The sequence below is a fragment of the Vibrio sp. C8 genome (genome assembly GCF_054051265.1).
The window spans coordinates 1-635 of record NZ_JBPAOE010000042.1 but is presented as its reverse complement, the minus strand read 5'-3'; the positions used below and the strand labels follow the sequence as shown (position 1 = coordinate 635).

General features: G+C 49.3%; 1 protein-coding gene. It reads right to left on the bottom strand.

Going from position 1 to position 635, the window contains the following annotated elements:
• Positions 1-635, bottom strand: a 635-nt coding sequence (locus tag ACRQQK_RS15530) for a transketolase-like TK C-terminal-containing protein (protein ID WP_457512857.1), incomplete at both ends; no start/stop codon positions are given.

The window sequence follows — 635 nt, the reverse complement described above, 5'->3', positions numbered from 1 at the left end:
CCGATGATTTTGCCGTTTAGACCAACGTATTTGTACCAGTAATCCGCAATACCTGCTTCGATAGCGATACGTGCAGTTACGTCAGCAGGAAGTACTGCTTCACGGTACGCCGCGTCTTGTTTATCGAATGCGTCTGTTGATGGCATTGAAACTACGCGTACTTGTTTGCCTTCAGCGGTAAGTTGCTCAGCCGCTTTCACAGCCAATTCAACTTCAGAGCCTGTTGCAACCAAGATTAGCTCAGGTTTGCCTGCACAATCTTTCAGGATGTAACCACCTTTAGCGATGTCAGCCACTTGCTCTGCTGAACGTGGTTGCTGTGCTAGGTTTTGACGAGAAAAGATAAGCGCGGTTGGCGCATCTTTACGCTCGATAGCCAGTTTCCAAGCCACTGCTGATTCAACTTGGTCACATGGACGCCATGTGCTCATGTTTGGAGTCAGACGTAGAGAAGCGGTTTGCTCAACTGGTTGGTGAGTTGGACCATCTTCGCCAAGACCGATAGAGTCGTGCGTGTAAACCTGGATGTTTTGCACTTTCATCAGTGCAGCCATACGCAATGCGTTACGTGCGTATTCCATGAACATCAGGAAGGTTGCGCCGTAAGGAACGAAACCACCATGTAGCGCGATACC